An 18,335-nucleotide genomic window follows, 5' to 3' on the forward strand; every position below is an offset into this window, starting at 1 on the left:
GTAACAACCCTGAAACGAGGTGTGCGATGCAAACCATGACAGCGAATGAGGCCAAAACCCATTTCGGAAAATTTATTGACAAAGCACAACGAACTCCTGTCGGCGTGATGCGCCGTGGGCGTTTGGTCGGTGTGATGGTATCTGTTGAAGATTACGAGCAAATGCGGAAGTTCTATGCGAACCGTTTGCTACAAACTCTATGCGAAGTGGGTGAGTATGCTGCCAGTCAGGGGCTAACCGAAGAAAAGTTGGCTGAATTGCTTGCTGATGAAAGCTGAGTGGTGACGGAGATTTAACGGATTTGGCGATGGTTGGGGGAATTCCTATCCTTTCGCCGCGTGAGTGTTGGGAACGGATGCAGCATTAATGCGGCTTTTTCGTTTGCAAATGCGCTAATTATCAGCCACATTCTTAGGCGGGTTGGGGCAACTCGCGGCGGTTCTTGGAACAATACCTCCGACAACGTTCGGTGCGCTATCCGTAACAGGAATCATCCTAACAATCGGAACAACAACATAGGGTTTCGAGTGGTGTTAGGTGAGTGAGTTCTCCATAGTCAACGGCTTGCATCCGGCAAAGCGGTGTATCCACGGATAGCCGACGGCGGTGCAATGACCAACAGCCAGCTTGTCCTGACCCGGATCGCGACGGTTTGCCCTCCGGTCGAATAGCGAAGCAATCCCGCGCCCTGTCTTGGGTGGTACGGTGCGGGGTTTTTTAAAGTGATGTGAGGAAGGTGCTTATGCAGTCATTGTGGACGTGGATTTGGGGAAATATCCAAAGTATTGAAGCTCTTGCTGCATTTGTCCTGATTTTATGGGGTCTTTGGTGGGGGGTGTGGGGACGTTTGCGAAAACCTCCTGTGGTGGTATCCGAACCTACACCTGTTGTGCCACAACCTGCCCGTGATTTGACTGTTTTTTACTACGCGGGCTTGGATGCAAGCTGTGAAATGCTAAAACTCAACTTGATTGAGAAACGCTTGGGCGACAAGCAGGCTGGGCGTTTAGGATTATCCGAAATTTATCAAGACCAACGTATCCGCCTGCCGGAGTCAGGCGATAAAGCCAAAGCGGGCGAACACCTGCGCGAAAGCAAAGATGCAGAGCCGTTGATGGAGGCATTGAATAAACTTGAAAGCCGCCGCTTGGTCATTCTTGGCAAACTGGGTTCAGGCAAAAGCAGTTTTGTGAATTACGTGACTCACTGCATTATCCAAAGCCGCAGCAAGCCCGTTGCCAATTTACCCAGTTTTATGAGTAACCGCCCCATCGTGCGGTTGTTGTTGCGTGAGGTTGGTTTGCATGTGGATTCAACCAGCAACAGTAATGGGCTGATCTGGCGCGAACTCAAGGCAGGTGTCCAGCAACAGATTGAAAAGCATTTGTTGAGCCAAGGGGAAATGGCACTGAAACCAAGCGAGTTTGAACAGTTTTGGCCTGCGTTTCAACGTGATTTTATCCAGCAGAATGGTATTTTGCTACTGGATGGTTTGGATGAAGTGAGCAGGGAAGATGCTGTGGCTGCTTTGCGCGAAGGTTTGCTCGCGTTTGCTGCTGATAAAGCTAACCAGAATGTGTTTATCGTTGTGACCAGTCGCCCATCGGCGTATGAGCGTGAGGAACAACGCTTGCCGGGATTCTTGCAGACTGAGCTTGAACCAATGAATGAAGACCAAATCCGTGCCTTTATCCGTCAATGGTATCAAGTGATCGAGAGTAGTGACCCGACTCAAGCGACAAAGCGAGCGGATGACTTGGCGCGGGATATTTTTGATAACCCGGCCTTGAAAGAAAGGAAAGATTTACAGGAAATGGCGGAACGCCCTTTGCTGTTGACCCTGTTGATTGGGCTGAACTCGGCGGGGAAAAGCCTGAACCGTTCACGCCCCGAAGTTTACCGGGAAATTATCGAGCTTTTGCTGCAACGTTGGCAGGAAAACTTGCGCGAACACCTGCCTTCTTTGCGCCCTGAGTTACAAGAGGGGATGCGGGTATTGCAAAAATCCCCGGATGCCTTGATGAAATCCTTACAGAAAACCGCGTATGAAACCTACGAAAGCCTTGGGAGCGCGGGGGCGGGAAATGCCGTTTTGGAATTCAGTGCTGCCATTGCGTTGGGCAACCTGTACGGCAAGTGTGAAAGCGATAACCTCAACCATGTTTTGGAATTTCTGCAAGACCGTAGCACCTTGTTGGTGGCTGGCAATCAGCCGGGCAAGCTGCAATTTGCCCACAAGTCCTTCCATGAATATTTGGCGGCGCGGCATTTATTCAATGAGGCTGATTGGGAAGAGCAGATTACCCGCTTGCTGTTGGCTAACCCGCAGTGGTGGCGTGAAGTTTTCTTGTTCATGGCAAAAGATGAAGCAGATGGGCGTTATGGCAAAGCGGTGGCATTTTTGCATGACGCATTGTTGGGTGGTTATAAACGTGACGATGTTGCCCAACAGCGTCTGCTGATTTTGGCGGCGGAAGCGGCGATGGAAATGGAATTGCCGGATAATCTTGGTAAACGTACCCATGAGGAGTTGTACCGTTTCCTGCAAACGGAGTTGGTTCTATTGTTACCAAATTCTGACCTTGCAGTGGTTGAATGTGCGGAAGCAGGACGCTTATTGGGTGAACTCGGCGATCCGCGCCCCGGTGTGGGTGTTATCCGCGATGGTGAAAGTAAAGGTTTACCAGATATTGATTGGGTAAGAATCCCATCGGGTAGGCTCCGCATGGGGTTTGAAGCGGATGAAAACCAATTGGAAAATTGGGACAAACACGCGAAGCCTGCCCACGATGTTGCCTTGCCCGTCTTTTTGATGAGCCGTTTCCCTGTCACCAATGCCCAGTTTGCCTGTTTTGTGGGGGCAGGTGGCTATCAGGATGAGCTTTATTGGAAGACCAGTGATGCGGGTTTTAAATGGTGGAAACAGCGTGAGGTGCGTTTCCCTGTGTATTGGGATCAACGCAAATGGAGTAACCCCAATCACCCTGTTGTGGGAGTGTGCTGGTATGAGGCTTTGGCTTTTTGTGAATGGCTAAATAGAATGGGCAATTTGCACGGGCAGCGGGTGCGTTTACCGACAGAGGCAGAATGGGAATATGCCGCCCGTGGTGCGGATGGGTGGCGTTATGCTTGGGGTAATGAGGCTGACCCTAGATTGGGTAACTACGATGACACTGGGCTTGGGCAAACATCCGCTGTGGGCTTATTTCCTGCGGGTAAGGCATTTGGTTTACAGGATATGACAGGGAATGTATGGGAGTGGACAACTAGCCAATGGGGAAAAGATTGGCAGAATCCTGAGTTCACTTACGATAAATGGGATGAGGAGGCAGAAAAGCGTGATAACTTAAATTCCGATGGTGATGTTTTGCGCATAATTCGCGGCGGTTCTTGGGTCAGTTCCTCCGGCTTCGTTCGGTGCGCTGTCCGTTACTGGAATCATCCCCTCTCTCGGAGCGGCGACTTGGGGTTTCGAGTGGTGTTAGGTGAGTGAGTTCTCCCTGGCTTTTCTGCGGTGCTGGGTACTGGTATCCTGACTTCTGATTGCTGATCTTCTGCCGGAAGCCCTCACCCCAACCCCTCTCCCAGAGGTAGAGGGGCTAAGAAAAACAGCATCTTGCTCACCATCTATTCACCGCAGAAATCCACCCACCTTGTTTTCCAACAGCCGCACCAACTCCGGCTGCATGTAGTCGTAATCATCAGGAATATCCAAACAGATAACCCGCTTGCCGTTCAGGTGAGTTTTGAACTGCTTTGCGAGTTTGTTGCGGTGGGTTTTTTCCATCACGAAAATCAGCGTTGCCCATTCGATTTGCTCGACGGATAGGCGCACGTCAGCATCATTGCCGAGTCCGGCAGAGTCCGTTTCCACATCAGGCCACATAGAAAAAACCTGCTCAGCGGTTGGGCTGCGCAGGCGGTTTTGGGTACAGATGAATAGGGCGCGAATCACAAGACACCAACCCACCCCCATGTACCACTAGCGGTATCACAGGGGGAGTGGTTTTTCGGCCTGCTTCCAATGAGTTTGTTGGGCAACGCAATCAGAAAATGCAGGAGTGCGGCAGCGGTGCAACGTTGGCTTTGACCGTGCCTACGTTGAGTGTGGCTGATTGGAAGTCGGTATTAGGGACACCGATAGAGGCTTGCTTTTGCCCATTGGCAGGGACTACCACAGGTGAGCCTTTGATGGTCACGAATTCGCCCGGTTTTGTCGTTTTGCATTTGGTAGGGATGCATAGAGACCCAGCAGGCATACCACTGCAATCCACTGGGTAGTATTCGACGCATTGGTTTAGTTTTTGGCCTTTAAACACAGGCGTATAGGTTTGTGGGGTAGTGTTTTTGTTAACCAGTGTGCCGATGACGCTGGATGACGAGGGGTTGCCGCAGACGTATTTCACATCCTTGATCACGGGAGCCAGCAGCAAGGGGATGTGGTTGCCGATGTTGGTGACAGCGGCGGCGCTTGGTAAGCGGACAGTATTATCAGCGATGGCTGTGCCAATGCTCATGGCAGCAGTCAAGGCGATCAAAGTGGCGATGTAACGTGGTTTCATGGTGATACTCCTTATGCAAGTTAGTCTTTATAGGTAACGTTGATACCGGAATTTTGTTTACTGTTATAGAGTTAAAGCATACTCTTTTTTTTTGCGGGCGACAGTGCGTTTTGTGAACAGATGGCAGCAGATATGACTACGATTCGTTTTGACAATTTTCGACAAAATCGGCAATGAAATCATACTGCTCTTGCGTCTCAGGGATTGGGAAGCCGCGTGCGTCTGAAACCATCTGGATGGCGGTTTCCATGTCATACCCATCGCGTTTGAGGATGCACCCCGCCAGCACGCCAGTGCGCCCAATCCCCGCACGGCAGTGGATGGTGATGTTTGCCCCCGCGAGCAATTCTGTGTGCAATTCCGCCACCAGTTGCCGGAATGCTGGCTCATCCGTGGGGTTTTGGCTGTCGGCAATCGGGAAGTGGGTAAAGTCCAGCGCCGCTGCTTGGCAAAGTTCGTCCTCTTGTTCCAGCCCAAACTGCTGCATCTCGCTGTCTTCCAGCAAGCATACCACCCTGTTGATACCGAGTTGCTGGAAAAATGCCACGGCTTCCGGCAGGTAGTTACCGTCCGGTTTCGGCATGATGCACAGCGTGCCTGCGCCAACGGGGGAAACTTCAAAAATCAGTGGTTTCATGCGGGTAGTGTCGCACTCAAATAGGGCTTTGTTCCAGCAGGAAGTCGACGAACGCCCGGTTTGCTCGTGACAGATAGCCATCACGCCGCCATGCGATGCACAAATCCAGCCACAAGGGTTGTTCAAATGGCAAGTCCACCAGTTCCGGGTCTTCTTTCGTCACCATCGTCAGCAGTGTGGAAATGCCAAAACCCTGCTTGATGATCGACTTGATCAGCGGCAGCAGGTTGGTTTCAAAACCAATATTTGGCGTAACGCCAGCCTCTTGCGCCAGCCGGTCGATGATTTTGCGGTGAAAATAGCCGGGACGGAACATTACCAGTTCTTCGCTGAAAAAGTCATGCAAACTGACGCAGTTTTGGGTGGTAAAGCGATGGTCTTGCGCCACGATCACGCGCATTTCTTCGCGCCGGAAGGTTTTGGCTTCCAGCTCTTCTGGGACGAAATCACGCACGATTACCGCCAAATCCAGTTCACCACCTTCCAGCATTTGTTGCAGTTGCCATGTGCCGCCTTCCACCACTTGCAGGCTCAGGTGTGGATGGCAGTGGCGGAACGCCATCAGGATTGGCGGGAAATAGTACGAACCCAACATCCCCGGTATCCCGACGCGCACCATGCCTTGCGTCAGCCCCTTGAGTTCCTGCATTTCCAGTTGCGCATCACTGACGGCTTGCAGGATGCGTTGCGCATGGGGCAGCAAGCGTGCGCCTTCATCGGTCAGCGTCACTTTGCGGTCGTGGCGATGGAACAGGGTCAAATCCAGTTCCGCCTCCAACTTACGGATGGCGACACTGACGGCAGGTTGGGCGACGTACAAGGCTTCCGCTGCACGGGTGAAGCTGCCCAGCCGGACGATTTCGTGGAAATAGCGCAGTTGTTTGAAATCCATACCAGCCCCTATCGGTAAACAAACGTTATCGAAACCATTCCTACTATATATTTTATCAATTTCTGCGGTGCAATTATGCTGGAAGAAATTCAGGAGATTGCCATGATTGAAGCCAATACCCGCGCTTTTCACCTCGCCACGTTAGCCCTGTGTCTTGGCTCGGCGATGATTTTCGCCAACTTGCATTTGGTGCAGGCGTTGTTGCCGACCTTTGCGCTGCAATTTCACCTGACGGAATTGCAGGCCAGTTGGAGTTTGACCATCGCGATTTTAATGTTGGGTTTGTCATTGCTGGTCTACGGCCCGCTATCGGATGCGATTGGGCGCAAACCGATCATGGTGGTGACAATGGCGGGGGCGGTGTTGACCACGTTGGCGTTGTCGCAGGTGGAAAGTTATTCCACGTTGCTACTGTTGCGCGGCGTGCAGGGCTTTTTCCTCGGCGGTTTGCCCGCGATTGCGATTGCTTACATGGGCGATGAATTCAGCCGTAAAGCGGTGGCGTTGGCAGTGGGTGTGTATATCAGTGCCAACAGTTTGGGCGGGGTCAGTGGGCGGATAGTGGGTGGTTTCGTGGGGGAACATTTCGGTTGGGCGGCAGCCTTTGGGGTGATGGGGATGATCAGCGCGGTGTTGCTGGTGGTTTTCGTATTGCTGTTACCGCCTTCGCGCCATTTCCAGCCTAAGCCGCTGCATCCGGTGCATGTGCTGCAAGATTTGTGGGGGCATCTGCGTAACCCGGTGTTGCTGGCGGCGTGTTTGGTGGCGGGGGGAAATTTCATGATCTTCCTCAACCAGTACAGCTACATCACCTTTGTCTTGGCGGATGCGCCTTATTACTTGTCGCCGCACGCGCTGGGGATGTTGTTCCTGACTTATTTGGGTGGAACGGTGACGGCGGCGTTTTCTGGGCGGATCGCGCAACATTTGCCTGCGCCACTGGGGATGGCGCTGGGTATCCTATTGCTCATGGGTGGGACGTTGCTGACGCTGATCCCCAATCTGTATGCAATTGTGTGGGGTTTTATGGTCAGCAGTTTCGGTTTCTTTTTTACCCATTCGTTGGCAAGCAGTTGGGTCAGCCACCATGCGTTGAAGGCGCGGGCGAGTGCTTCGTCGCTGTATTTGGTGTTTTATTACTCGGGGGCGAGTGCGGGTGGGATTTTGCTTGCGCCGTTCTGGCATTGGCAAGGTTGGCTGGGGGTGGTGGTAGGTTCCTTGCTGGTTTATTCGCTGACCTTGGTTTGCAGCTTGTGGTTATATCGTTGGCAATCCATCCCAGCCGTCAGCAAAGTTGGGGTATAATCTGTTGGTCTCCCCCTTTGCCACAGGTTATGCCATGACTGATGTACGCCCACCTTTGCAAACCCTCCATGAAGTTTTGCCCAACTCCTTTATCTTTGTGAAACACGATGCCATTCCGGGTTTCTTGTGTGACAACATGGTGGAACGTTTCGAGCTGAACATGGCTGACCAATACGCGGGGCGCTTGGGGCAAGACACGGGCTTGAACCAAAACATCAAGAAAACCACCGATATTTTCGTCAGTGGTGACGACAAGCCGCATTGGAAGGACGTGGATAATAACCTGCACCGTTCCTTGGCGCTGGCTTTGCGTGAATTCCGCGAAACCTACCCGTATTTCAAAGGGCCTTTCAAGGACATGGGTTACAACCTGCAACGTTATGAGACGGGCGAGTATTACCACTGGCATATCGACGGTGGCAGCCATCAGTTTGCCATGCGCCAATTGGTGGCCTTGTGGTATTTAAATGATGTGCCGGAAGAAGCGGGCGGGGCGACTGAGTTCCTGTTCCAAAATATCAAAGTGCAACCGAAAAAAGGGACGCTGGTACTGTTCCCGCCGTTCTGGACGCACGAACACCGCGCTGGCGTCGTGACCTCCGGTGCGAAATACATCGCCACCACGTGGGTCGTGTTTGCATGAAAATAGTCATGGCTTTGCTGCCGCTAGTGTTTGCTTACTCATCTGTTGCTCTGTCTGCCGATGCAGGTACATTGCCGCCGCCAGAAAAGTATTGCCAGTGGGAGATGAGTAATTATTCCATTACCGCGCCGCTGTGTGGCCTGAAAGGTGACGCTGCCCGTGGCAAGTTGATCGTGTCAGATGGTCACAAGGGCAATTGTTTGGCGTGCCATCAGTTGCCGATTGATGGGGTGGAAGCCTACGGCACGATTGCCCCGCCACTGGCAGGCATCAGCAACCGCATGAATGAAGCGCAACTGCGTTTGCGGGTGGTCGATTCGCGTAACCTTAACCCGATGTCGATCATGCCCGGTTTTTACCGCGACCCCAAGCTGATCAATCGCCCCGCCAAAGCCTATGAGGGCAGGACATTCCTGCAAGCGCAGGAAGTGGAAGATGTCATCGCTTATCTGGTAACACTCAAATGAGCAAGCAAATACCGGCAGTTTTGTTGTTAGTGGTGCTGCTGATCGGCAATGTGTGGGCGGATGGCAGTGCAAAGTCCGGCTATGAATTCATCAAAGCAGAAACACGGGCAATGCAGGATGATGACATGCAAAATCCCGGCTTCATCGCGGTGGAAGAAGGGCGTGGCTTGTTTAACAAGTCACCCGCTTCAGGTAAATCCTGTGCCAGTTGCCACGGCGAGGCAGGCGAAAAGTTGGCGGCGAAAAACCTTGCGCGTTACCCGATTTACGACAAAGCCCAAGGCGGGATCGTGCGCTTGCAGGACAAAATCAAAACCTGCCGCGAAAAGCAGTCTGGCGAATCGGCGTTACTCGCCAACCATCACGAGCTGATTGCGCTGGAAACGTTTGTGCGCCATCTGGCTTTCGGCGAACCCGTCAATGTACAAACCGACGGTGAGATGGCAGACGTGCTGAAAAAAGGGCAGGAAATGTACAATGTGCGTTACGGCCTGATTGATATGTCTTGTGCGCATTGCCACGACAGGTATCCGGGGCAAATGATCCGGGGGCAAAAGATCAGCCAAGGGCAGGGCAACGGTTTCCCTGCTTACCGGCTGGATATTGGTGAAATGACCAACCTCGACCAACGCATCCAGCAATGCCTGACGCTGATGCGTGCCGAACCGTTTGACGCTGATTCCGAGGAAATCAAATTGCTGGGGGCTTACGTTATGTCGCGTTCCAATGGCTTGAAGATCGAAACGCCTGCTGTGCGTTACTGAACCAGTTCATGCCCGGTCATGTCGCCTTCGATATTCATGTGCACTTCGCGCACCTGCGGCATCCGTTTGAGGATATATGCCGCCATCAAGGTTCCGCTCTTCATATTACCATTGGTCAGTGCAGTTAGAATTTTGTCGGCTATAATCTGGCAACGCTGTTCTTGATCCGGTTTGTCTACCCACAAGCGGCTCATTTGATAGCCTTTATTCATGTCCTGATCGAGTTGGGTGAAAAAATCTTCGCCTTCTTCCAGCATAAATTGAGGTACGTCAATATCGCGTGTGGTGTCGTTGATTTGAATCCGTAATTGCATCACTCTCTACCTGTTTTGTACTCGCAGGCAGATTACCGGATTCTGCCCCTGAACGGAACCAACAAGAGGAAACCATCATGTTATTACTGATCAAGAATGTACTCGACCCACAACGTTTGCAGGAAGTGCGGGAATTACTGGCGACTGGCGAATTTGTTGATGGACGCTTTTCCGCCGGGGCAGAAGCTGCCAAGGTCAAAAACAACGAGGAACTTTCCCTCAATAGCCCTTTGCATCGCCGCCTCAATGCGATGGTGATGGGGCCGCTGGTGCAACATCCGCAATACCAAGCAGCCGTGCTGCCGCTGCGCGTGGCGACCGCGTTTTACGCCCGCTACAAACCCGGCATGACTTACGGTTTCCACGTTGATGACCCGATTATGGGGCCGATGTCAGGGCGCTACCGCACCGATGTTTCGACGACCGTGTTCCTCAATGATGATTACGAAGGTGGGGAAATCGTCATCCGTACCACTTATGGCGAAGAAAAAATCCGCGCTAAGGCCGGTGATGCCGTGGTGTACGACTCCGGTAGCTGGCACAAAGTGGCGGAAGTGACCAAAGGTGAACGTTTGGTCGCGGTGACATGGGCGCAAAGTTTGGTCAAAGACCCGGCGCAACGCGAGCTGCTTTACCAATTGGCACAGGCGCGTGAAGGGGTTATGGAAAAGCTGTCACTCTCCGATGAGGCGGCAAGTATCAGCACGGTACACATCAACCTTTTGCGCATGTGGAGTGAAGTATAAATATCAGGGATAACCACTTGGCAGAGGAATCTATTTTTCTGTCGGAGATTTTCTTGAAAGAATGCCGCATTGGCGCGAGAACTAACAAATGGATTTTAGTAAGTAGTTTTAGAAGGAGTTTGTGATGGCGCGGTTGGTAGTTAAAAGAACCCCGTGGTGGGTAGCGCACAAAAAACTAGTGATGGTGTGGCTGCCATTGGCAACCTTGCAAGCGGCAACGTTGACAGGGTTCGGCTATTTCTATCACAGGCTCGACAACTTGGAACAGCAGGCGGATGTCAGTAATTCCCGCTCTATGGTGGTTGCCGATACGCCGGTGATGTTAGCGGCGACTGATATATCGGTGGCTACCCCTGTCCCTCCCGTGCCCTCTAGCCCCCCGGTTTCGGAAGCGGATGTGTCGGTGGCGAAGGAAGTGCTGCTTCAAGCTGCTACCTTGCTGCGCGATAAAACGCAGGAAGATAAAGTGGTGGAGGAAGACAAGATCGTGTTGGCATCCGTCAAACCAGAGCCTGCCCCGGTTGCCGTTAAGCCTGCTGATCCCCCCAAAGCCAAAGCTGAGGCTAAAGAGCAGCCTAAGGCGGAAAAAAAGAAGCCTGAGCCAGAGCCTGTTGTTAAAGAGAAAAAGCAGCCAGCCAATAGCGATGCGGATAAGACCGCTATTGCCAACCGCGAGGCGCTCCACAGAAGTGCTGCGGCGACTGCTAGCCCCTTAGTAATGCCCGAGGTGAAGCCTGCTTCTGCCGAAGGCGGTGTTTGGGTGTATCTCGGCGAGTTGCGTGGTTACGGTTGGTATGACCAGAAGCTGCATATCTCTCCCAGTAGCGGTTTGCCGGAAGTCGGTAGGACATATAAAACCCAGCATATTCAGGGGTTCTACGACGCACCGTATGGGAAGCAGCGGGATGGTGAATTCCATTTAGGGGAATCGGTGTACATACAGGAAGTACGGCGCGGGGCAAAGAATGATGTGTGGGCAAAAGTGTCAGGGCGGTAGGCCGTTGATCTCGTGCCAATAATAAAAAAGCCGCAGAAGCGGCTTTTTTATTGGAGCTAGGATCAGCTTATTTCCAGAAATTGGCTTCTTGGGAAGCGATTTCACGGACTTCAGCAGCCAGTTCTTGGTAACGTTCACGGTAAGTTTTCCACTCACCAACGTAATATTCTTCAGCGTCAAACGCGCCAGATTGCTCGTGTGCAATGAATTTCTTCTGCATTTCAAGCATTTCGCTGATCAGCTCTTGCTTTTTGCTCATGTCCGATGCCTCTCGTAAAATAACCAGTTTCTGTGGTCAGGATAAACGGATACTAAAAAGGGGGGAATACCCCCTTTCGGGTAGAAATCAATAGCCGCCTTTGCGGTTAGTGGCTGGTAGGCCAGCAACTTTCAAGCCTTGCTTGCTCGGTGCGCGTGGGAACAGGGTGTACATGTCTTTACTGGACAGCTTTTTGTCGCCCCACTTTTCAGTCATCGCTTTCTGGATGATGCGTTCCATTGGCTGGTTGCCACCATTGTTGATGTACTGGTCACGCAGGTAGTTGATGACATCCCAATGACGCTCAGTCAACTCGCCGAGACCTTCTTCAGTGGCGATAACCTTCGCAACTTCTTCGTTCCAATCATTTAGGTCTACCAAGTAGCCCGCTTCGGTGGTTTCGATGGTTGTGCCGTTTACTTCGTAAGCCATGTTTTGTTCCTCATGCATTCGATGAAATTCTTGACCGCAAAATTATACGAAAAAGCGCTACACCTCCCATTCCTCAAAAGGGATAGGGGCAGTGGGGCGACTATTCCGTGGGTTTCAGTGTTTTGATGCCTTTGTGCGGCATAAACAAGCCGCAGCCGAATTTACGCCCACCGCCCAAGCCATACTGTTGCAGCCCTACCGACGGGTCGTTATCCAGATCGGCAATCATCAGGTGGCGGGTGTGTTGTGTGCCTTGGGGGGTGTGCAAGGTATGGCTTTTGCCGCACAGCATTTTTTTTACCTTGAAGTCGGTGATGCGCTTCATTTCATCGACCATGCGCCGCAGGAAGCTGTTTTCGTCTTCTTCGGCACTGGATAAAACATAGCGGGCAAAGATCACCGAAGTATGGGTAAGCGGCTTTTCTTTCATATCGCGTAAGCTGACTGCGTAGCCGCCGACATCCAGCGTTTTACCAGTGAGCGCTTGTGTTGCTGCTATCCGGTTTTTCGGAATGCGCAAAAACAGGCGGGTGCGGCGTGAGGGCAGCAAAAACTGGTTGTTGGGGTCGTCCGGGCGTTCCCAGCCATTGCCGCTTTCCGCCACATGGATGGGGTGCACGCCAGCAACCACTTCCTCCGCAAACCACGGCAGGGCTTGCTGCACGGCTTGTGACAAATCCCACGCATGATCCAGTGGCAATTGCTTGCATTGGATGGCAAAACTCACATCCAGCACATCATCCGGTGCGATATAGGGTAGGGTCTTGTCTTCGTCTTCCTGCCAGAACATGGGTTTACCTCGCCGAAGAAAATGCGATTTCCAGTTGGTCGTACCAATCTTCCGGGCGGTCTTTGTAGCCGGGTGGTTCGATGTCAATCTGGAAAAAGATGGAACCCGTTTCCAGTGCGCGTTTCTGCACGGTCTGTTTCAACTCGTCGAAAGTGCTGATCTGGTCGCCATCCACCAGCAAAATTTGGCTTAATGTCAGCATGTAGTCTCCTGAAAAGTCATGTTGGTATTGGCTACGCGGTCGTAATAACGCCCGCGATACAACAGGCGTTTCTGCGCCGGGTCATCGCTGTCCTTGAATGAAGTACGGCAATGCAGCACGTTATTGCACAGCAAACCTTCCCCCGCTTGCAAGGTGTACCTTATTTTATAAGGTGAGTCCTGTTGCCATAAATTCAATAGGAAATCTGCCGCCTCGCGGGTCAGCGGGTCGTCACGCCATTGTACATTGCGTTGGCGGGCGGAATAGCGCATGTGCAAGTTGCCTGCCGCTGTCACGCTGAACACGGGGCCAGATTGGGCGGCGCGGATGGTTTCCCCATTTAATATATTGGCGGGGATGGTGAATGCCTCAGGGTGCATCAATGCCTCAATGTACTGTGGGTTAGTATCCCGCAGCAGGATGTAGGCAATTTCGTGATCCATCAGCCAGCTTTCACCGCCTTCGATTGCGTGTTGGGCGCAATGCAATAGTAATCCGTGGATTTGTTCTTCCGGCACATTGTAATAACCATCGGTGTGCCAACTGAGCTGTTTGGTGGTATAGGGGATGTAATCGTGCTGGCCTGCGTGGGTGGTGACGTGCAACGAAGTCAGGCCATCCTCATCCACGCACAGGTTGTTGTCCAAGCGGAAGAGGCCGCTTTTTTGTCCAAGTCGGTGGACATGGCGCTTGCTGCGTATATCCCCTTTGGCTAGTCGGTAGAGTGCGAGGTTGTAACGGCGGCAGGTGTCCTGAAGGCTCATTATTTCAGCATCATCGGGGGCTTCGGGGTTTTGGATGGTGGTGAACAGCCCATCGAGCCGTAATGGATAGGCGGAAAGTTTTTCACTGCGCCACCCTTGATAGGCACTTAAGGCACTGAGATTAAAGGGAGAGTTGTTCATCTTGCAGACCTCAATACAGGCTGTTGGCATTTTCAACTATTTGCAATATTAAAAAATCCGAATATGCTATTGTACCGCTGCAAGTGAGCTATTTTTGTTTATGTTGAATGCCTATCCCCTTAGGGATAGCCCTTAGTTTCAGGTAACACCCCATGGGTGAGATTCTATGACGGGGACATGACGCATACACTTAGCACACTCGCAAATAGAGCGGACGCAAGTCTGCGCGACCCGTTTTTGACTTAATTTTCAGCCTGATTTCGGGTGTAGAGCCAGTCAGGGGAAAACGCCATCGTATCGTTTACTGAGGAGGCAGGTATGGCAACGAAACATTATCCAACGCCGATGCTGGACGTGCTGGAAGAAGGCCCATGGCCTAGCTTCATCAGCGGTTTCAAGAAACTGCGTGATGATCATCCAGATGAACGCATCCGTAGCACCATTAATGGTCTGCTAGGGCAGTTGGAGCACTCTTACGAAACCCGTATGGGCTACTGGAAGGGTGGTACTATTTCTGTCTTCGGTTACGGCGGCGGCATCATCCCGCGCTTCTCTGAAGTCGGTCACATGTTCCCTGAATCCAAAGAATTCCACACGCTGCGTGTACAGCCACCTGCGGGCAACTACTACACCACCGACATGCTGCGCCAATTGGCTGATAGCTGGGAAAAATGGGGTTCCGGCCTGCAAACTTTCCACGGTCAAACCGGCAACATCATGTTCATCGGTGCGAACAGCGTCAACTTCCAACACTTCTTTGATGAAATCAATGAATACGGTTGGGACTTGGGTGGTGCTGGCCCTTGCGTCCGTACAGGTATGTCTTGCGTGGGTGCTGCCCGTTGCGAAATGTCCAACTGCAACGAACACGCTATCCATCGCCGTCTGATGAATAACTTCACGGATGATGTGCATCGTCCGGCACTGCCTTACAAGTTCAAGTTCAAAATTTCTGGCTGCCCTAACGACTGCCAAAACGCGATTGAACGTGCGGATATGGCTGTTATCGGTACTTGGCGTGACGACATGAAAGTCAACCAAGAAGCCGTTAAAGAAATGATCATGAAGAAAGCTAAAGAAATTGGCAAAGAAGGTGATCGTTCCGCAGGCCGCCAATACATGTTCGACAACGTTATCAGCCGTTGCCCAACGCAAGCGATCAAACTGAACGATGATGACACCATCACCGTTGACAACAGCAACTGTGTACGTTGTATGCACTGCTTGAACGTTATGCCAAAAGCACTGCAAGTTGGTGACGACAAAGGCGTAACTATCCTGATCGGCGGTAAGCGTACCCTGAAGATCGGCGACTTGATGGGTATCGTTACGATCCCATTCATGAAGCTGGATACCGAAGAAGATTACGAGCGCATCGTTGAACTGGCTGTCACCATCATCGACTTCTGGGCTGAAAACGGTCTGGAACACGAACGTTGCGGTGAAATGATTGAACGTATCGGTCTGGTGAACTTCCTCGAAGGCATCGGTATTGACCCGGATCCAAACATGATCAAGCAACCACGTAACGTTTCTTACGTGCGTACTGACGGTTGGGACGAAGCTGCTGAAGCTTGGTTCAACCGCAAGCGCGAAGAAAAGATGGCGGCTGCCTAAACAGTACTTTGTAAGCAGGGCGGTGAGTTATCCCGCCCCGTTTGCCCGGATTATTCACGAATTTTAAGTTTACTCTGACGGAGGCTAAACAATGGCCGCACCAGAAATGCGCGATCCTATTGAGTCTGGATGCCCGGATGGGTTCCAGTACATGCACCCTGTTATGCGCCGCAACTACGGTCTGTGGGCATACCATGAAGACCCACGCCCAGGCGTATTGGTACACGTTTCTAAAACAGGCGAAAAAATCTGGACTGTCCGTGCGGGTACTCAGCGTATCCTCGACGTGTTCACCCTTCGCAAACTGATGGACATCGGCGATAACCTCGGCGATGGTTACGTCCACTTCACTATCCGTTCCAACATCGAATTCATGGTGGCGGACGAAGCGAAAGTTGCACCTCTGGTTGCCGCGTTGGAAGATGCCGGTTTCCCTGTTGGTGGTACTCGTAACTCCGTTACTTCCCTGTCCCACACCCAAGGCTGGTTGCACTGCGACATCCCTGGTACTGACGCATCCGGTGTCGTGAAAGCGATGATGGATGAGTTGCTGCCTGAGTTCAAAGCATGGAACATGCCTAACCGCGTACACATCACCACGTCTTGCTGCCAGATCAACTGCGGCGGTCAAGGTGACATCGCGATCAACGTCCAGCACACCAAGCCACCGAAAATCAACCACGCTTTGGTTGGTAACATCTGCGAACGTCCAACGGTTGTTGCACGTTGCCCAGTAGCGGCGATCCGCCCTGCGATGGTTGACGGCAAGCCTTCCTTGGAAGTTGATGAGAAGAAGTGCATTTGCTGTGGTGCTTGCTACCCGCCATGCCCTCCTATGCAAATCAACGACCACGAAGCGACCCAATTGGCTGTCTGGATCGGTGGTAACCACTCCAATGCGCGTGGCAAACCAACCTTCCAACGTCTGGTTGCTGCCGGTATCCCGAACAATCCACCACGTTGGCCTGAAGCCACTGCGGTTGTTAAGAAAATCTTGGCTTGCTACAAAGAAGGTGCGAAAGATTGGGAACGTATCAACGAGTGGGTTGAGCGTATCGGCTGGCCGCGTTTCTTTGAAGTCACTGGTTTGCCATTCACTAAGTACCACATCGACAACTGGCGTGGTGCGCGTGCGAACCTGAACTCTTCAACGCACATCCGTTTCTGATCGAAGCGGCACGAGGAATGAAAACGGAATGAAATACACTATTCTGGTTAACGAAGGGCCTTATCAGCACCAAGCGGCTGATTCCGCCATTCAATTCGTCCGTGCTGCACTGGAGAAGGGACACGAAATTTTCCGTGTCTTCTTCTACCACGATGGCGTAAACAACGGTACACGTTTGACCGTTCCACCGGCTGATGACCGCCTGATCCAAAAAGCTTGGACAGAGTTGGCAGAAAAGCACGGCTTGGATCTGGTTATCTGTATCGCCGCTGCCCAGCGTCGCGGCATCATGGATGCAGACGAAGCTAAGCGCCAAGGTCTGGACGCCAACAACATTGCTCCCGGTTTCCGTATTTCCGGTCTGGGTCAATTGGTTGAAGGTGGTATTCAGGCTGACCGTTTAGTCGTGTTTGGCGATTAAGGAGCTGATAAAGATGTCTACAAAGAATTTTCTGTTTGTAAACCGCAAAGCTCCTTACGGCACGGTCTACGCACTGGAATCACTGGAAGTTGTGCTGATTTCTGCTGCATTTGAGCAAAACGTAAGTTTGGCATTCATCGACGACGGTGTTTACCAAATTACCAAAGGCCAAAACAGCAAAGGTATCGGCATGAAGAACTTCTCGCCAACCTTCCGTGCACTGGGTGACTACGACATTACTAAGTTGTATGTTTCCACTGAGTCTTTGGCAGAGCGTGGCCTGACGGTTGATGACCTGATGGAACTCACTTACGAAGACGCTGACGATGATTACGCTGAAAAGCCTTCCATCATTCTGGTCAACCGCGAGGAAATGGCTGCAATGATGGCTGAGCAAGAAGTGATCCTGAGCTTCTAACGGAGGGTTTGAGAATGTCCATGTTACATATTGTGAACAAGTCCCCGTTTGAACGAGTGGCTTTTGCTAGTTGCTTGGCACATGCCAATGCAGGTGATTCGATCCTGATGATTGAAGATGCCGTGGTCGGTGCAGTCGATGGGTCAAGCTTTTCTGATAAAGTAAAAGCGGCAATGTCAGATAAAACCGTGTATGTGTTGGGTGCAGACCTAGCAGCACGCGGTTTGGAAGGCAAAGCGATGGAAGGGATTGTGAGCGTTGATTACGCGGGTTTTGTAGACCTGACCGCAAACAACGACACCACCCAAAGCTGGCTGTAAGTTTTAAACATTTTTTGACAGGAGGCCACACGATGGCAGCATTTGAAGTTGGCGGTAAAACAATCGCTCTGGACGAAGAAGGTTACTTGGAAAATCTGAGCGACTGGACACCTGAAGTCGCAGAAGCACTGGCTAAAGCAGAAGACGTAACCCTGACTAGCGAACACTGGGAAATCCTGAATTTCCTGCGTGAATACTATGAAGAGTATCAAATTGCTCCAGCAGTCCGCGTTCTGACTAAAGCTGTTGGCAAGCGTTTGGGCGCTGACAAAGGTAACTCTAAGTACCTGTACAGCCTGTTCCCATACGGCCCTGGCAAACAAGCTTGTAAATACGGCGGTCTGCCTAAGCCAACTGGTTGCGTATAATTATACGTCGCTAGTTCGGTCGTAAGACACGAAGAAAGCTCCGGTTCGCCGGAGCCTCTTCTCAAACCCTGTTGTTGACAGGTTTTCAGAAGAGAGAATTTTGGCTTC

25 protein-coding genes are annotated in these 18,335 nt (G+C 51.8%); 15 read left to right on the top strand and 10 right to left on the bottom strand.

Going from position 1 to position 18,335, the window contains the following annotated elements:
- The first annotated feature begins 26 nt into the window (after window positions 1-26).
- From PHE17_RS04800 to PHE17_RS04810, 3 genes are all read left to right on the top strand, one after another.
- The gene (locus tag PHE17_RS04800) at window positions 27-278 is read left to right on the top strand and encodes a type II toxin-antitoxin system Phd/YefM family antitoxin (protein WP_301014677.1); all 252 of its coding nucleotides are present in this window, start codon (window positions 27-29) and stop codon (window positions 276-278) included.
- Window positions 279-338: 60 nt separating this feature from the next.
- Window positions 339-545, top strand: a complete 207-nt coding sequence (locus PHE17_RS04805; RefSeq protein WP_301014797.1) for an SUMF1/EgtB/PvdO family nonheme iron enzyme — start codon at window positions 339-341, stop codon at window positions 543-545.
- Window positions 546-742: 197 nt separating this feature from the next.
- The gene (locus PHE17_RS04810; RefSeq protein ID WP_301014678.1) at window positions 743-3,493 is read left to right on the top strand and encodes an SUMF1/EgtB/PvdO family nonheme iron enzyme; all 2,751 of its coding nucleotides are present in this window, start codon (window positions 743-745) and stop codon (window positions 3,491-3,493) included.
- 138 nt (window positions 3,494-3,631) lie between these two features.
- On the opposite strand, the gene PHE17_RS04815 is transcribed toward PHE17_RS04810, so the two are convergent.
- The 4 genes from PHE17_RS04815 to PHE17_RS04830 form a co-directional block, all read right to left on the bottom strand.
- Window positions 3,632-3,886: a phosphotyrosine protein phosphatase gene (locus PHE17_RS04815; RefSeq protein ID WP_301014679.1), complete on the bottom strand. Its 255-nt coding sequence runs from the start codon at window positions 3,884-3,886 to the stop codon at window positions 3,632-3,634.
- 160 nt (window positions 3,887-4,046) lie between these two features.
- Window positions 4,047-4,562 (bottom strand): hypothetical protein, encoded by a 516-nt coding sequence (locus PHE17_RS04820; protein WP_301014680.1) that lies wholly within the window; start codon window positions 4,560-4,562, stop codon window positions 4,047-4,049.
- Between the two features lie 136 nt (window positions 4,563-4,698).
- Entirely contained in the window at window positions 4,699-5,199 is a 501-nt protein-coding gene (locus tag PHE17_RS04825; protein ID WP_301014681.1) for a dual specificity protein phosphatase family protein, read from the bottom strand.
- 16 nt (window positions 5,200-5,215) lie between these two features.
- Window positions 5,216-6,091: a LysR family transcriptional regulator gene (locus tag PHE17_RS04830; protein ID WP_301014682.1), complete on the bottom strand. Its 876-nt coding sequence runs from the start codon at window positions 6,089-6,091 to the stop codon at window positions 5,216-5,218.
- Between the two features lie 102 nt (window positions 6,092-6,193).
- On the opposite strand from PHE17_RS04830, the gene PHE17_RS04835 reads away from it, so the two are divergent.
- The 4 genes from PHE17_RS04835 to soxA are packed head-to-tail and all read left to right on the top strand — an operon-like array spanning window position 6,194 to window position 9,270.
- Window positions 6,194-7,396: an MFS transporter gene (locus tag PHE17_RS04835; protein ID WP_301014683.1), complete on the top strand. Its 1,203-nt coding sequence runs from the start codon at window positions 6,194-6,196 to the stop codon at window positions 7,394-7,396.
- 34 nt (window positions 7,397-7,430) lie between these two features.
- Entirely contained in the window at window positions 7,431-8,039 is a 609-nt protein-coding gene (locus PHE17_RS04840; RefSeq protein WP_301014684.1) for a 2OG-Fe(II) oxygenase, read from the top strand.
- Complete coding sequence (soxX, locus tag PHE17_RS04845; RefSeq protein WP_301014685.1) at window positions 8,036-8,506, top strand: sulfur oxidation c-type cytochrome SoxX; 471 nt, start codon at window positions 8,036-8,038, stop codon at window positions 8,504-8,506. Before PHE17_RS04840 ends, soxX begins: the two co-directional genes overlap by 4 nt.
- Window positions 8,503-9,270 (top strand): sulfur oxidation c-type cytochrome SoxA, encoded by a 768-nt coding sequence (gene soxA, locus PHE17_RS04850; protein ID WP_301014686.1) that lies wholly within the window; start codon window positions 8,503-8,505, stop codon window positions 9,268-9,270. The genes soxX and soxA overlap by 4 nt, the downstream gene beginning before the upstream one ends.
- On the opposite strand, the gene PHE17_RS04855 is transcribed toward soxA, so the two are convergent.
- Entirely contained in the window at window positions 9,264-9,584 is a 321-nt protein-coding gene (locus tag PHE17_RS04855) for a hypothetical protein (protein WP_301014687.1), read from the bottom strand. The genes soxA and PHE17_RS04855 overlap by 7 nt on opposite strands.
- A gap of 77 nt (window positions 9,585-9,661) precedes the next feature.
- On the opposite strand from PHE17_RS04855, the gene PHE17_RS04860 reads away from it, so the two are divergent.
- Window positions 9,662-10,330: a Fe2+-dependent dioxygenase gene (locus tag PHE17_RS04860; protein ID WP_301014688.1), complete on the top strand. Its 669-nt coding sequence runs from the start codon at window positions 9,662-9,664 to the stop codon at window positions 10,328-10,330.
- A gap of 124 nt (window positions 10,331-10,454) precedes the next feature.
- On the top strand, window positions 10,455-11,327 hold the full coding sequence (locus PHE17_RS04865; protein WP_301014689.1) for a hypothetical protein: 873 nt from the start codon (window positions 10,455-10,457) through the stop codon (window positions 11,325-11,327).
- Between the two features lie 67 nt (window positions 11,328-11,394).
- On the opposite strand, the gene PHE17_RS04870 is transcribed toward PHE17_RS04865, so the two are convergent.
- The 5 genes from PHE17_RS04870 to PHE17_RS04890 form a co-directional block, all read right to left on the bottom strand.
- Window positions 11,395-11,586, bottom strand: a complete 192-nt coding sequence (locus tag PHE17_RS04870; RefSeq protein ID WP_301014690.1) for a hypothetical protein — start codon at window positions 11,584-11,586, stop codon at window positions 11,395-11,397.
- Between the two features lie 87 nt (window positions 11,587-11,673).
- Complete coding sequence (locus tag PHE17_RS04875) at window positions 11,674-12,018, bottom strand: TusE/DsrC/DsvC family sulfur relay protein (RefSeq protein ID WP_301014691.1); 345 nt, start codon at window positions 12,016-12,018, stop codon at window positions 11,674-11,676.
- Between the two features lie 100 nt (window positions 12,019-12,118).
- Window positions 12,119-12,808: a type I-MYXAN CRISPR-associated protein Cas6/Cmx6 gene (gene cas6 / locus PHE17_RS04880; RefSeq protein ID WP_301014692.1), complete on the bottom strand. Its 690-nt coding sequence runs from the start codon at window positions 12,806-12,808 to the stop codon at window positions 12,119-12,121.
- 4 nt (window positions 12,809-12,812) lie between these two features.
- The gene (locus tag PHE17_RS04885) at window positions 12,813-13,010 is read right to left on the bottom strand and encodes a hypothetical protein (protein ID WP_301014693.1); all 198 of its coding nucleotides are present in this window, start codon (window positions 13,008-13,010) and stop codon (window positions 12,813-12,815) included.
- Window positions 13,004-13,915: a TauD/TfdA family dioxygenase gene (locus PHE17_RS04890; protein ID WP_301014694.1), complete on the bottom strand. Its 912-nt coding sequence runs from the start codon at window positions 13,913-13,915 to the stop codon at window positions 13,004-13,006. Before PHE17_RS04890 ends, PHE17_RS04885 begins: the two co-directional genes overlap by 7 nt.
- A gap of 318 nt (window positions 13,916-14,233) precedes the next feature.
- On the opposite strand from PHE17_RS04890, the gene dsrA reads away from it, so the two are divergent.
- The 6 genes from dsrA (at window position 14,234) to PHE17_RS04920 (ending at window position 18,227) form a co-directional block, all read left to right on the top strand.
- On the top strand, window positions 14,234-15,532 hold the full coding sequence (gene dsrA, locus PHE17_RS04895; RefSeq protein ID WP_301014695.1) for a dissimilatory-type sulfite reductase subunit alpha: 1,299 nt from the start codon (window positions 14,234-14,236) through the stop codon (window positions 15,530-15,532).
- A 91-nt stretch (window positions 15,533-15,623) separates the two neighbouring features.
- The gene (gene dsrB, locus PHE17_RS04900) at window positions 15,624-16,700 is read left to right on the top strand and encodes a dissimilatory-type sulfite reductase subunit beta (protein WP_301014696.1); all 1,077 of its coding nucleotides are present in this window, start codon (window positions 15,624-15,626) and stop codon (window positions 16,698-16,700) included.
- Window positions 16,701-16,728: 28 nt separating this feature from the next.
- Window positions 16,729-17,121: a sulfurtransferase complex subunit TusD gene (gene tusD / locus PHE17_RS04905; protein ID WP_301014697.1), complete on the top strand. Its 393-nt coding sequence runs from the start codon at window positions 16,729-16,731 to the stop codon at window positions 17,119-17,121.
- Window positions 17,122-17,134: 13 nt separating this feature from the next.
- Window positions 17,135-17,539: a sulfurtransferase complex subunit TusC gene (gene tusC / locus PHE17_RS04910; protein WP_301014698.1), complete on the top strand. Its 405-nt coding sequence runs from the start codon at window positions 17,135-17,137 to the stop codon at window positions 17,537-17,539.
- A 14-nt stretch (window positions 17,540-17,553) separates the two neighbouring features.
- Entirely contained in the window at window positions 17,554-17,859 is a 306-nt protein-coding gene (gene tusB / locus PHE17_RS04915) for a sulfurtransferase complex subunit TusB (RefSeq protein WP_301014699.1), read from the top strand.
- A 32-nt stretch (window positions 17,860-17,891) separates the two neighbouring features.
- Complete coding sequence (locus tag PHE17_RS04920; RefSeq protein ID WP_301014700.1) at window positions 17,892-18,227, top strand: TusE/DsrC/DsvC family sulfur relay protein; 336 nt, start codon at window positions 17,892-17,894, stop codon at window positions 18,225-18,227.
- The last annotated feature ends 108 nt before the right edge of the window (window positions 18,228-18,335 follow it).

Source organism: Thiothrix sp. (assembly GCF_028714775.1).
Lineage (GTDB): Bacteria > Pseudomonadota > Gammaproteobacteria > Thiotrichales > Thiotrichaceae > Thiothrix.

Coding starts and splice junctions, on each gene's coding strand:
- PHE17_RS04860 (WP_301014688.1), top strand. CDS start 9,662: ATGTTATTACTGATCAAGAATGTACTCGACCCACAACGTTTGCAGGAA.
- PHE17_RS04820 (WP_301014680.1), bottom strand. CDS start 4,562: ATGAAACCACGTTACATCGCCACTTTGATCGCCTTGACTGCTGCCATG.
- PHE17_RS04800 (WP_301014677.1), top strand. CDS start 27: ATGCAAACCATGACAGCGAATGAGGCCAAAACCCATTTCGGAAAATTT.
- PHE17_RS04870 (WP_301014690.1), bottom strand. CDS start 11,586: ATGAGCAAAAAGCAAGAGCTGATCAGCGAAATGCTTGAAATGCAGAAG.
- PHE17_RS04835 (WP_301014683.1), top strand. CDS start 6,194: ATGATTGAAGCCAATACCCGCGCTTTTCACCTCGCCACGTTAGCCCTG.
- soxX (WP_301014685.1), top strand. CDS start 8,036: ATGAAAATAGTCATGGCTTTGCTGCCGCTAGTGTTTGCTTACTCATCT.
- PHE17_RS04855 (WP_301014687.1), bottom strand. CDS start 9,584: ATGCAATTACGGATTCAAATCAACGACACCACACGCGATATTGACGTA.
- PHE17_RS04825 (WP_301014681.1), bottom strand. CDS start 5,199: ATGAAACCACTGATTTTTGAAGTTTCCCCCGTTGGCGCAGGCACGCTG.
- PHE17_RS04885 (WP_301014693.1), bottom strand. CDS start 13,010: ATGCTGACATTAAGCCAAATTTTGCTGGTGGATGGCGACCAGATCAGC.
- dsrA (WP_301014695.1), top strand. CDS start 14,234: ATGGCAACGAAACATTATCCAACGCCGATGCTGGACGTGCTGGAAGAA.
- PHE17_RS04920 (WP_301014700.1), top strand. CDS start 17,892: ATGGCAGCATTTGAAGTTGGCGGTAAAACAATCGCTCTGGACGAAGAA.
- cas6 (WP_301014692.1), bottom strand. CDS start 12,808: ATGTTCTGGCAGGAAGACGAAGACAAGACCCTACCCTATATCGCACCG.
- PHE17_RS04875 (WP_301014691.1), bottom strand. CDS start 12,018: ATGGCTTACGAAGTAAACGGCACAACCATCGAAACCACCGAAGCGGGC.
- PHE17_RS04890 (WP_301014694.1), bottom strand. CDS start 13,915: ATGAACAACTCTCCCTTTAATCTCAGTGCCTTAAGTGCCTATCAAGGG.
- soxA (WP_301014686.1), top strand. CDS start 8,503: ATGAGCAAGCAAATACCGGCAGTTTTGTTGTTAGTGGTGCTGCTGATC.
- tusD (WP_301014697.1), top strand. CDS start 16,729: ATGAAATACACTATTCTGGTTAACGAAGGGCCTTATCAGCACCAAGCG.
- PHE17_RS04815 (WP_301014679.1), bottom strand. CDS start 3,886: ATGTGGCCTGATGTGGAAACGGACTCTGCCGGACTCGGCAATGATGCT.
- PHE17_RS04830 (WP_301014682.1), bottom strand. CDS start 6,091: ATGGATTTCAAACAACTGCGCTATTTCCACGAAATCGTCCGGCTGGGC.
- PHE17_RS04865 (WP_301014689.1), top strand. CDS start 10,455: ATGGCGCGGTTGGTAGTTAAAAGAACCCCGTGGTGGGTAGCGCACAAA.
- PHE17_RS04810 (WP_301014678.1), top strand. CDS start 743: ATGCAGTCATTGTGGACGTGGATTTGGGGAAATATCCAAAGTATTGAA.
- tusC (WP_301014698.1), top strand. CDS start 17,135: ATGTCTACAAAGAATTTTCTGTTTGTAAACCGCAAAGCTCCTTACGGC.
- dsrB (WP_301014696.1), top strand. CDS start 15,624: ATGGCCGCACCAGAAATGCGCGATCCTATTGAGTCTGGATGCCCGGAT.
- tusB (WP_301014699.1), top strand. CDS start 17,554: ATGTCCATGTTACATATTGTGAACAAGTCCCCGTTTGAACGAGTGGCT.
- PHE17_RS04840 (WP_301014684.1), top strand. CDS start 7,431: ATGACTGATGTACGCCCACCTTTGCAAACCCTCCATGAAGTTTTGCCC.